The following is an 11,472-nucleotide window of genomic DNA, read 5'->3' as shown; positions in this document are numbered from 1 at the left end:
ATCGGGTGAGTTTCTTGAAAAAAGAAGACTATCTTTCCTCAACATTCATATACACTATTTTGGGGTGTTTTTGCAGAAACCGAGGTAATAAAGCTCTATTTGTGCTTTATCAAGTCGCCAGGGGTAACTTTTACCTCTACTTACCAGTGCCCCTGACGAATAGAGGTGCAATTCTCGTAGACGTCATCATAGATTTGGAGCAGGTGACTCAGCTTGAGTCCGACTTGAGTTCCAACTTCAATAATATCAGATTTTGATGGCTGGCCTTGCCCAGCTATCGTTGTGGAGTGGTTTCCATTAAAGCCGCTACTGGGGGCAAGATCATAGGCCGGCGCTAGGCTCCATCCTTTTTCACCATGAGTAAATGAAAAATTTTTTGCGTGATCATCCTTATTACCAGTTAGTACATTGAAGACCATTTGTCTAAAGAGTTTATATGAATCATTGATATTTTTGGTCAGTGCGAAAGAGGCCTTAATTAGGTCAGTATAATCCAGGGATGGGTAACGGTGACTTGCATTGAGTAGGCCTGAGGCAGTATGCATATGAATGCGTTTGTTGCCCTCTCTATCAAACCTTTTGACCCCGAAATATTTGTTTTCGAATAGTTTTGTCTTGGGCATTTCTATGCCGCACTTTCGTGCAATACGAGAATAATCGAATTCAATGCTCCCAATATCAGGAGGATCAATTGACGAAGGGAACTTAACCATCCAGGATTCCTGGTTATCCTTAATCAGTGCTTTGGGTCTGGCTCCACCTGGCGATCCCCCCACACCAATTAACATTTCTAAATGTTCAGAATACTCCGTCTCTGAGATCACCTTCCTCACTTCCTGGGCAAGAAAGGCCAACTCTGTAGAACTAACCTCCGATTGAATTTTTTGATCCGGGAAATATTGGAGAGCGCCCATCCCATTCGACCCGATGAGACTCAAACGGTCAAGGACAGATAGTGAGCTCAATGAAATCCCCTGGCTGGTGAGGAAGCGATCCAGGAGTAGGGTACCCCACCCATCGGGTAGACTATCATTGAAAACTCCGAAGTTCCCAGCAAATGGTTCGTCGGGTGCAGTAAAAAGGCCAGGCTTCAGAGGGAGGTAAAATGGAGATATGGAGAAGCCCTCCTTCAGAAAATCGGGTGAATATTCAAAAACAATTTTCCGCTGAGGAGTTTGAGCAATTTGCCCAACCAGCAAAGAGCCAATCTTTACATCAATCAAATTAATAAGATCAAACATCACGGGCACGTTGTCTAGGTTGTTTCTCTGCAACTCTTAATACTTCAGCAATACTTTTGTATTTATCCTGGGGAAATAATTGGTGAAACTCTTCTGAAGCATCTAATACAACTGCAATCTTGATCAGGCTTTGAAGAGCAATCAGATGCTTTGTTTCAAATCTCTTGATGCTTCCCAAACTCACTCCAGATTGATTTGCAAGTTCCCTCTGAGTAATATTCAAAAGAATGCGTCTGGCTTTCATGCGGCTGGCAATTTTTTCTAAAATTTTGTTAGGATTAAAATCGTCAATTATATATTGTTGTATATCCATTATATTATCCCTTATTGATTAATATAACATATTATAGATAATATATTAGCTTTTATACATCTATTTAGTTAAGCACATTGATTATATCCCGAACTGGAATTTTTATGCTTAGAATTTATGCATTAGCGGGGTAAAGTGCTGCCAAAAAGGTATACCAATTGGTCGAAGGTCGAAGGTCGAAGGTCGAAGGTCGAAGGTCTGAAGGTCTGAAGGTCTGAAGGTCGAAAGTTGGACGGGTGCTGGTTACTCTGTAGCGGGTTGAGTTGTTGGCGTTGGTACAGGAATTCGGACAAAAAAGCTATTGCCCCTGGGTTTGTTGGGTTCCACCCAGACGGTGGCATCGTTTACAGCTGCGATGCGCTGGACGATGGCCAGACCCAGTCCCCTGCCCTTTTGGTCGGCACTATTGATTCTGGTATTGCGTTCAAAAATACGCTTGCGGTCAAACTCCGGGATGGTGGTTCCAAAATCATTCACTGAGACACTGACTGCAGCTTCTTCCAGTTCTGCATTGATCACAATTCTTTTGCCATCCTCAGCGTATTTGATGGCATTGGCGATATAGTTTTTAAAGACCTCGCTAATCAAAGGGTTGGCATAGATGACAAGCTGTTCCGGGACATTGACTTCCATGGCTATGGAAACCTCAGTAAGACGCCCGGAGAATTCTTCCACAACTTCAGTGATCAAGGTATATAGATCCAATCGATGCAGCGGAATCTTCTCGCCAAATGTGGCCTGTGTGAGAAGTGAGGTTTCATCAAGAACCTTTAGTAACCTCTCTGAAGTAGAATAAAGCACATCGATTACTTTATTGTCAGGCATTTGTTGAACGGCCAATTCTGACATGGCGAATATGACGCCTGCCGGGTTCTTTAAATCATGGGTGATGATATCCAGCAGAAGTTCCCTGAGTTTATCTGATTCTGCCAGGCGCTCCTCAGCTTCCTTTCTGGTGGTGACATCCTGGGCACAACCTCTCAATAATATTGGTTTTCCGTTTTCGAGTTTGGGATTGTCAACCTCCTCATGAATCCAACGAATGCTGCCATCAGATCGGATGATTCTATAATCCGTTCTTACCACGGTATCAGATTGCATTTCCTGATCGAATAATTCCACATCCCGTGGATGAATGATATCCAGGAGTCGGCGCCGCGTAATCGTCTCTCCAGGATCAAGATCATATATCCTATATAGTTCTGCCGACCAAAAACCCCGCTTATTCTTAACATCATATTCCCAACTTCCTATGTGAGCCAATTGCTGTGATAAAAGAAGCTGAGATTGATTCTTGCGTAATTCTTTATGCTCAATTTTTAAGTCTTCAGAGGCCTTGGCCCGGAGTAAAGCACCTCCAATTTGTGTGGCCAGTATCTGGAGTTGGGAAAGGCTCTTTTCTGAATATTTTTTAAAGGTATAGCTCTGGGCGGTTATCTCTCCCACTTTTACCTTATCCCACATGATAGGTGCAAACATGAGGGAAGCACTTTTTCTGGAAACAGCCCCAAATGGGCGGTCCATGGATTTTGCTTTGATTTCAGCTTTGGTCCGATTCAGGAGTAATGGTTTGGGGATGCCCTCAATACTATCAGTATCCAACTTCTCAAAGGATGTGGAGAGAGGTTTGAATGTCGTGGGTTTCAGATCTCCTTCCAGCGTATCCTCAGTATAGAGACCCCTGTTGATGCCCCCTTTATGATCGATAAAATTAATTGAGATTGCATCACTCTCTAAAAAGCGTCTGATCTGTTGTGCTCCTACCTGGGCGATCTCATGCATATCCATAACCACACTGAGTTGATCGGCCAGGGTGCTGGTTGCTGCTTGAAACTTCTGATTTTCATTGAATTCGGTGATGTCCCGCCAAACAACATACAAAGTCTCATTGCCAGCGTCCTGGGATATAGCAGTTAAGAGAACCTCTACTGGAAATACTTCCCCATTGGCTCGAAGATGATCCCATTCAAAACGATGACTCCCATTCTGATACGCCAAAGCCATCATCTTATCCGCCTTACTTACAGAATCCTGTCCATCGGGTTGGAATTCAGGTGAAAGCTCAGAAGGGTGAGTGTTTAATACGTCTGCCTTGGTTTTAAATCCAAGCATATCTACGGTGGCCTGGTTGCAATCCACAAACAAGCCATTATTGATGATCAGTGAGGCATCAGCAGATTTATTGAATAATTCTCTATATCTAGAAGTCATCTAATGCTCTTAAGTCATGCTCAGTTGAGTGTTCAGATAATAAATTTTTATCAACTTGCCGTTTTCCCTGATCTATTTGAAGTACAAGGCGCAAAGTATATTTGTTTTTAGCAATCAAAAGAGGTTTCTGCTGATTTTGTAGAAAGTAGAAAGTAGAAAGTGGGAATGACGAATTGTGAATTGTGAGGGAGAAGTGAAAAATTAAAAGTTAAAAATGAGTGGTTCAAAATGGTTCTCGCTGAGGGCGTAGAGACAGAAGGAAATCAGTCGAAGGTCGGAAGGTCAAAGGTCTGAAAGTCGAAAGTGTTTGGGTGTAAAGTCAGGACATGGGTAACACTTGACAGATCGCCATTTCCTGGAGATTCCAAACGACAAATTAATCTATTAGCATGGAAGTCGCAACGGGATCCATCTGTATCAAGGTGCGCTGCAGTACAGTGGTCTCAGTGTACGTCCCTGCGTTTATGTAAAGCGAGGCTAAATATTGTCGTGCCCGCAGTAACTCCCTATATTTCTTGCTCCACTTGACTTTATCATTGATAATAAAATCCAGAAGCTCTAGTGCACGCTCCAGACAGGCTTTGTATTCGCTTGTATTATTCTGCTGATGGTTGGCCCGATTCAATTCGTTGGCAACCATAATAATTTGCTGATGGCTGGGTAAACCAGAAAAACGAGATTCCAGATTTTTATGCCAAAGTGTCATAAGGATCCAAAAGTAATTTTGAGCAAAGCTTTGTAATCTCTATTTGAAGCTCTTCATCTCCCACTTCCATGGATGAATTACCATCTCTGGGTCGAATATTAATAAAGGAGGTGAATTCAAGCCGACGGGCTGGTGCTTCGTTGGGATAAAAATTCCCCCCCCCATAAATCGGACTGATGAGATCCATTTTCGAGGAGTTTCTGTTCGGCATCAGCATGCATTTCACCGCCGACGGCCAGGAACCCCAGGCGAATATCTGCTACAAATTTTCAAAACTGGTAAACACTTCATCACATATGGACCTGAGTAATACTGGGTCTATTTTCTGATCTAAAACAATAACTCGAGCTGCCATCAGAGTTGTCTCATTTCCATTGTGAGTGGTAACATCATATCCTTTTCGGACAAGATATGTTGTTATCTGGTTATAGGCCAGGGAATTAGGAGGTTAGGATGTATTGGTCAAAAGTCGAAAGTCCAAGGTCCAGGTCGGAAGGTCTAAGAATGTAAAGTCAGGACATGGGTAACACTTTTGTCTCTTAACATAGTAACACTTTTCATTTTGTCATTCATTTATTTTTAAAACCTAATTCAGTGTAACAAGGTGTAAATAAGATTGTCTCAAAACCATTATTCTGCAAAAAAAAGCACATCTTCAAAAGAGCTGGCCAATCTGCACCCCTCACTTTTGGGATTGCGAGCTTGATCTATTCTGGTAATAATTTGACTATTGATTCGATTTCTCTAAAGGCCAGGTCGGGATTAAACTCAACTCCGGATACTAGCAGCGCCTCCACATCATTGCGAAAGACAGGTTCTGATAATTTCAACTTTAGATTATTCAAATATTGCTCACGCTTTACCTGAAGACCCTGTTTTTGAAGATAAGTCTGCAATGCTTCCATGGTCTTAAGAGGATTTATCATATTCTCCTTTGAAAGCCGATAAATATCAAACAGGTCACGGCCCTTTTTCCTTTGATAAAGGGCTCTGAGTTTTGACCCAGCAAGCTCATCAATCGAATAGGTGTTTATTTGGCTTGTGTTTTTATACCATCGTGAATCGACAGAGAAATCCATCTTCTTTATCCCAAAAACTGTAAAATGCTCCCTCGTATTAATTTCGATCTTGATCTTTTTAATCATATCCGGATCAGACTCTGATCGAAACTGGTAATAGATTCTAAATCCATTCGCTCTGGTTCTCGTTGTACTCTGTCCTAACCAGGGATCAATCAATTTTTGCAATCCAAGTACAATCGGTTTGATTGGACCAGCAGCCGTTTGTACAAAATCCAGATCTTCAGAATACCGATATGGTTTTTTAAAGAATAGTTTTGTTAAGGCAGTACCTCCCCTGAACAATAGCTGGTCACGCAGAGACGTATCATTGTATATCTCCACAAGTATCCGAGAGAGGATTAGATCCTGCTCGATCTGATAATCAAATTGCCAGAGGGCTACTTTGTGCCAGGCAAGTATCTGGGCCTGCGGAATCAATATTCTATCTCGATATCAGTATTTAGAATAATTTTCCACTTCTCATCCTTTGGATTTCGAACGGAGGGTCCCGAGACCTCTAGGGGAGTATAAACAGGTTTCTCATGGGCTATTAACTGCTGAAGCATTTTCACAGCTGGGATATTTCCAATACGCTCAAATACATACCCTGTTCGCTGAAGTACTGGCAAGTGATAAATTGAGGCCGCTTCCCTTAATTCTGCTACTTTTACCTGCTCCATCATTTCTGCTATCACGTTTGCGACATGATCCATACCGCCAACCAACCTGCTAAATTTGATCAGGTCATATACTGTGACTTCCGGCGTCGAGATATTCATAGTTCCCGTGGGTGTATTTCTCTCTATGATTGGCGTATTATGTATATTCTTCTTATTAAAAAACTTTACTCTACCCCCACGAATATTGATTGCTCTTCTAGCTGGATCAGTCATAACCTGGAATACTTGAGGGCTTTGATGACTTGACCCGTAATACGCAGCAGCCGTAAGTAAACCAACGTAATATGGACTTTTGTGAAAATTCATAAGATCATCTATAAACCTATCAGCTGGCATTCTGTCAGAGAGACTGATTTCCTCAGGAATAATAGTATAGAAACCCCGAGCAGGATCAACTATTCTACCTGCCTGCCTCATGCGCTGAATAGCGCCTGGCAAATCGCGATTCACATGCTTTTGTGCGTGGGCATATGTGAATGACCACACGCCTGTATTTATTAAATGCCTTATATAATCTGGTAGGTTCATGTAATTAATTATTTTATGTGCGTATTATAGCGTATAACGCCATATTATACAAATTAAATAACAATCATAATAACCATAAGAAACTGATTACATGAGGAGTGTTTAGGGGCCTAAAGCTCTAAGGGTATGGGGTATACGTTGGCGTTATTTGCCTCTGTACTCCACAATATTGTTGGAGAGTTTATAATTTCCACATTCACTTAAACCGGAGTCATTGAAGGTGAGTTTGTAGCCTTTTTTGTCTACCCAGCCAATTATTTTGCCGGGGTTACCGACTACCAACGCAAAAGCGGGGACATCTTTGGTAACCACAGTTCCGGCACCAATGAAGGCATATTCACCTATGGTGGAACCACAGACGATGGTGGCGTTGGCACCTATGGAGGCGCTTTTCTTTACCAGAGTCTTAGCATAAAACTCAGTACCCCTCTGGGGAAATTCTGAACGGGGACGCTGAATATTGGTGAAAACCATGGAAGGTCCGCAGAAGACATAATCCTCCAACTCGACACCTTCATAAACTGAGACATTGTTTTGAATTTTGACAGAATTACCAATTTTCACATTATTGCCCACATTGACATTCTGGCCAATGGAGACATTCTCACCCAGGGAGGATCCACCTTGAACATGTGAATAATGCCAGATTTTGGTACCCTTGCCCACCGTAACTCCGGTGTCTACTTCACTGGTGGGGTGGACGAAAAAATCAGATTTCGCTGTAGGCGCTTCATCATTTACTTCCGGCATGGTTCCCTGAAGTGAATGGGTGGCCTTTTCCAAGACTTCCAGGACATCAAAGGCATTCTGGCCGTCTGCTATCTCCAATTTTGATCCATCAAGGTGGTCGATAAAATACTGGATTTCATTGGTAAGTGGAAAGCCCTTTTCATAAGGGATCACTTCTGTAGGTCCATCACGCTTGATGGGTTCTCCCTGGATCCAATCAATACCCTTTTCATAAAAAAGAATATCCTTCTCTTCTGAACTATCCTCAAAGGAGATCATACCCTTGGACCCTATCATGACCATTCTGTGTTCTTTGAAAGGATGCAGCCAACTGACAAAAATATGTCCTACTACATTATTTGGATAAGTCAATGAGGTCATGGTAGTGTCATGAATACCTGGTGTTAAAAATGCGCCTCCCCGACTGACGACTTCTATGGGGTTTGAACCTATGAAATATTCAAATATGGAAATGTCATGGGGGGCAAAACTCCAGAGGATGTTTTCTTCAGTGCGAACCGTGCCCAGATTCAGGCGATTGCTGTAAATGTACTCCAGCTTGCCAATCTTCCCTGAATCAATCATTTCCTTAATCTTGATAATGGCTGGATGAAAAAGCAGGACATGGCCCACCATGAGATTCACTTTATGTTTATCAGCCAGGGCCTTAAGGGCACCTGCTTCTATGGTATTCAGAGCAATGGGTTTTTCTATCAAAACATGTTTACCCTGCTCCAAAAGATAAGAGCCAACCTCAAAGTGAGTTTCAGCCGGGGTCGCAACAGTAAAACCATCGAATTCATCAAGGGGAACATCTCTGACACTGTGAAAGAGGGTTGCATCGGGAAATAAAGTCTTCAATTCCTCCCGACGATTTTCACGGGATTCCACAATACCAGCTAAGGCACCAAGATTTTTCAAGGTCTTGATATGGTTGGTTCCCCAACGGCCAGCACCGACGACGCAGATTTTTAATGGTTTACTCATGTTGATCCTTTATAAGTATTTCAATGGTTTGCAAATTTCCGGACAATGAATGCGAGTTAAAAGTTAAAAATTATAAGTTAAAAGTTGCTATCCAAACCAGTATCTCATTCTGAAGCCAGGTTCTTCCGTGATGTTCTAATTATCGCACCCAGGATATTCATGATTTCTGAACTCTCGTTTATAAGATTATCCTTCTTGATAAAGCCAGTTCTTTTTAAAAGCCTTAGCCAGTAATTTGTCTCTCGGGCTTCCTTTAATGCGATGCTCATCTTGGCGATAAAGTCCTTCATTGATTGAGCTGCCGTTGCTTCCTCAACATTTGCACCAATTGATGTTCCTGATCGAAGCAACTGCTTACCTAGAACGTATTCTTTCTTTTCAAATTGCAGAAATTTGTACAATTCTATGACCTGAACTGAAAATTCGAAGGTTCTGGACCGTATGTCCGGCTCTTGATCCTCAACCACGCTTTTCAACTTTTCACTTTTCACTTTGCACTTTTAACTTGCTTGCGCTTTGGTCATTTACACTTTCGACTTTTTGAGTTTCGACTTTTGACCGTGTGTCTTTAGACCCTTCGACAGGCTCAGGGAGACACACTGGCTAAGCTAAGCGTTAATAATTCCTGCAATTTTCTCAATGTCAGCCGTCTCCAGGTAGGGATGCATGGGTAAGCTGAAGATGCGCTGGCTCATTTCCTCGCTGATTGGAAAATCTCCATCCTTGCAGGCGAGATGATTGAAGGCAGTTTGCTGATGCAATGGTTTTGGATAATAAACGGCTGATGGAATACCTGCATCTTTGAGTTTTGCCTGGAGGGCAGCTCTATCAGCAGCATCCTTGGCCAGAATCGAATACTGGGCCCAGACGCTGGTATAACCACTGGCAACTTCGGGGATGACTACTCGATCGGAAAGCAAAGCATTGTACTTCGCTGCCACTTCGTTACGCAATTTTACTTCGGTAGGAAAGAGTGTAAATTTTTCCAGTACAATTGCCGCCTGGAGGGTATCCATACGTCCATTGATGCCGATACGGACATTGTCATACTTGTCGCCACCCTTACCATGAACCCTGATGGATACTAATTTTTCATAGAGCTCATCATCATCAGTAAAAATAGCACCACCATCACCATAACAGCCGAGAGGTTTGGCTGGAAAAAATGAGGTTGAGGCCACATCACCAAAACTGCAAGACATGCGGTCATCAATCTGACCTCCAAAACCCTGGGCAGCATCCTCAAGAATTTTGATATCATATTTCTTTGAAATGAGTTCAAGGGCAGCATAGTCGGCAGGAAGTCCGAATAAATCCACAGGAATGATTGCCTTGGGGTTCAATTCGCCATTTTCAATCACATCGGCGATGGCAATATCCAGAAGTTCTGGGGAGATGTTATAGGTTTTGGGATCAATATCCACAAATATGGGTGTTGCTCCTAATAGCTGGATGACCTCAGCCGTGGCAATAAAAGTGAATGGCGTTGTGAAGATGGCATCTCCAGGACCTACATCCCAGGCCATGAGCGGCATAAGGAGGGCATCTGTTCCAGACGAACAACTCACACAGTGTTTAACACCGACGTATTCAGCCAACTGAGCTTCCATCTCTTTGATCTCGGGTCCCATAATGTATTTGCCATGGGCTAAAACGTCCTGGATGCGCTTATCCAGGTTTGTTTTTATCAGGGACTGTTGTTTTGCCAAATCAATAAATTGCATTTAGATTTTCCTTAAAATTACTGTCATGCTATTCAATATTTATACTCATCTCTCATTTTATACATCGGGGTGGTATTGAGCAAATATCGTTCCCCATTTAAATGCTTTGTAGCAATTCTAAAACGATTATCGGGACCTGGGATAGTGTTCAAGTCTAATTCTCTTCGAGTATCCTAACAATTTTAGCTGCTGATTGCCCATCTCCATAGTGGGGGTTCCATTCCTTTGGTTCCGGGAAATTATTTGCCAGGGTAGATATTTTCTCAAGATGATCGCCAACTATATAATTCCAGCCATCACTCACGGTTTCGACCCACTCTGTTTCACCTCGAACGGTGAGGCAGGGTGTTTTATGCAAATAGGCTTCCTTCTGGACACCCCCTGAATCCGTGATAATAACACTGGCATATTTTTCTAGTAGCATCATATCCAAATAGCCTACTGGATCAACAATGCGAATATTGCTATTGGTTTGGTTGATGAGTTTTTCCACTCTGGATCTGCTGCGGGGGTGTATGGGGAAAATAACGGGCAGGTCGATTCTGGAAACCTCCTTCAGGATGAACAACAATCTATCATCATGATCAGCATTGGAGGGTCGATGGATGGTCATGAGCAGAAATTTTTCTTTTTCGAGCTTCAATTCATTGAGAATATGTGATTTTTGTTCTGCTATTTTTGTGTAGGTGATTAATGCATCAACCATGACATCGCCCACTACATGAATTCCTGAAGTGATTCCCTCCCGCTTGAGATTATCCACGGCTACCTGGGTTGGGACAAACAAAAGGTCTGACAATACGTCGGTGACGACCCGATTTATCTCTTCTGGCATATCCCGATTAAAGGATCGCAAACCCGCTTCGATATGTACAATTTTTATGTGGAGTTTGGCAGCTGCCAAGGCGCCGGCAACTGTAGCGTTGGTATCACCAAAAACAATTATAAAATCCGGCTTCTCAATGAAAAGAATCTTTTCTATACCCACCAGGGTGCTGGCAGTCTGGGCGGCATGGGTTCCTGAACCGACGCCCAGGTCATAATCAGGTTTGGGAATGCCCATTTCCTCAAAAAAGATTCGCGCCATATTATCATCATAATGCTGCCCCGTATTGACCAGAATTTCAGTATGACCGGCCTCTCGCAGAGCTTTTGAGACAACTGAAGCCTTTACGAACTGAGGACGAGCACCAATAATAGTAACAAGTTTCATTTCGGCAGTCTCATTTCATTTTTCCCTTTAGTCAGGGGTATGAACTTATTCATCCTTGAAAAGTTCAATAAATTATGTA

At 42.6% G+C, this 11,472-nt stretch carries 11 protein-coding genes; all 11 read right to left on the bottom strand.

Features of this window, described 5'->3' with window-relative positions; translation table 11 throughout:
- Positions 1 to 140 precede the first annotated feature (140 nt).
- Positions 141 to 1,241, bottom strand: a complete 1,101-nt coding sequence (locus tag ISR87_11275) for a type II toxin-antitoxin system HipA family toxin (GenBank protein ID MBL7026028.1) — start codon at positions 1,239 to 1,241, stop codon at positions 141 to 143.
- Positions 1,234 to 1,554, bottom strand: a complete 321-nt coding sequence (locus ISR87_11270; GenBank protein ID MBL7026027.1) for a helix-turn-helix transcriptional regulator — start codon at positions 1,552 to 1,554, stop codon at positions 1,234 to 1,236. Before ISR87_11270 ends, ISR87_11275 begins: the two co-directional genes overlap by 8 nt.
- 243 nt (positions 1,555 to 1,797) lie before the next feature.
- Positions 1,798 to 3,765 (bottom strand): PAS domain S-box protein, encoded by a 1,968-nt coding sequence (locus tag ISR87_11265; protein MBL7026026.1) that lies wholly within the window; start codon positions 3,763 to 3,765, stop codon positions 1,798 to 1,800.
- Between the two features lie 376 nt (positions 3,766 to 4,141).
- Entirely contained in the window at positions 4,142 to 4,471 is a 330-nt protein-coding gene (locus tag ISR87_11260) for a hypothetical protein (GenBank protein MBL7026025.1), read from the bottom strand.
- The gene (locus ISR87_11255; GenBank protein MBL7026024.1) at positions 4,455 to 4,682 is read right to left on the bottom strand and encodes a hypothetical protein; all 228 of its coding nucleotides are present in this window, start codon (positions 4,680 to 4,682) and stop codon (positions 4,455 to 4,457) included. The genes ISR87_11260 and ISR87_11255 overlap by 17 nt, the downstream gene beginning before the upstream one ends.
- A gap of 496 nt (positions 4,683 to 5,178) precedes the next feature.
- On the bottom strand, positions 5,179 to 5,970 hold the full coding sequence (locus ISR87_11250) for a nucleotidyl transferase AbiEii/AbiGii toxin family protein (GenBank protein ID MBL7026023.1): 792 nt from the start codon (positions 5,968 to 5,970) through the stop codon (positions 5,179 to 5,181).
- Positions 5,967 to 6,698 carry a type IV toxin-antitoxin system AbiEi family antitoxin gene (locus ISR87_11245; GenBank protein ID MBL7026022.1) on the bottom strand — a complete coding sequence of 244 codons (732 nt, stop codon included), beginning with the start codon at positions 6,696 to 6,698 and terminating at the stop codon, positions 5,967 to 5,969. The genes ISR87_11250 and ISR87_11245 overlap by 4 nt, the downstream gene beginning before the upstream one ends.
- A gap of 186 nt (positions 6,699 to 6,884) precedes the next feature.
- Complete coding sequence (locus ISR87_11240) at positions 6,885 to 8,456, bottom strand: Gfo/Idh/MocA family oxidoreductase (protein ID MBL7026021.1); 1,572 nt, start codon at positions 8,454 to 8,456, stop codon at positions 6,885 to 6,887.
- Between the two features lie 104 nt (positions 8,457 to 8,560).
- Positions 8,561 to 8,923: a four helix bundle protein gene (locus tag ISR87_11235; protein ID MBL7026020.1), complete on the bottom strand. Its 363-nt coding sequence runs from the start codon at positions 8,921 to 8,923 to the stop codon at positions 8,561 to 8,563.
- 141 nt (positions 8,924 to 9,064) lie between these two features.
- Positions 9,065 to 10,180 (bottom strand): DegT/DnrJ/EryC1/StrS family aminotransferase, encoded by a 1,116-nt coding sequence (locus ISR87_11230; GenBank protein ID MBL7026019.1) that lies wholly within the window; start codon positions 10,178 to 10,180, stop codon positions 9,065 to 9,067.
- A 154-nt stretch (positions 10,181 to 10,334) separates the two neighbouring features.
- A complete protein-coding gene (gene wecB, locus ISR87_11225) occupies positions 10,335 to 11,393 on the bottom strand; it encodes a UDP-N-acetylglucosamine 2-epimerase (non-hydrolyzing) (GenBank protein ID MBL7026018.1) in 1,059 nt (352 codons plus the stop codon).
- Positions 11,394 to 11,472 lie beyond the last annotated feature (79 nt).

The sequence above is a fragment of the Candidatus Neomarinimicrobiota bacterium genome (assembly GCA_016784545.1).
Lineage (GTDB): Bacteria > Fidelibacterota > UBA8477 > UBA8477 > JABMPR01 > JABMPR01.
Note: the sequence above shows the minus strand (reverse complement) of the source record. Positions and strands in the feature narration are given on the sequence as shown.

Coding starts and splice junctions, on each gene's coding strand:
- ISR87_11275 (MBL7026028.1), bottom strand. CDS start 1,241: ATGTTTGATCTTATTAATTTGATTGATGTAAAGATTGGCTCTTTGCTG.
- ISR87_11270 (MBL7026027.1), bottom strand. CDS start 1,554: ATGGATATACAACAATATATAATTGACGATTTTAATCCTAACAAAATT.
- ISR87_11265 (MBL7026026.1), bottom strand. CDS start 3,765: ATGACTTCTAGATATAGAGAATTATTCAATAAATCTGCTGATGCCTCA.
- ISR87_11260 (MBL7026025.1), bottom strand. CDS start 4,471: ATGACACTTTGGCATAAAAATCTGGAATCTCGTTTTTCTGGTTTACCC.
- ISR87_11255 (MBL7026024.1), bottom strand. CDS start 4,682: ATGCCGAACAGAAACTCCTCGAAAATGGATCTCATCAGTCCGATTTAT.
- ISR87_11240 (MBL7026021.1), bottom strand. CDS start 8,456: ATGAGTAAACCATTAAAAATCTGCGTCGTCGGTGCTGGCCGTTGGGGA.
- ISR87_11230 (MBL7026019.1), bottom strand. CDS start 10,180: ATGCAATTTATTGATTTGGCAAAACAACAGTCCCTGATAAAAACAAAC.
- wecB (MBL7026018.1), bottom strand. CDS start 11,393: ATGAAACTTGTTACTATTATTGGTGCTCGTCCTCAGTTCGTAAAGGCT.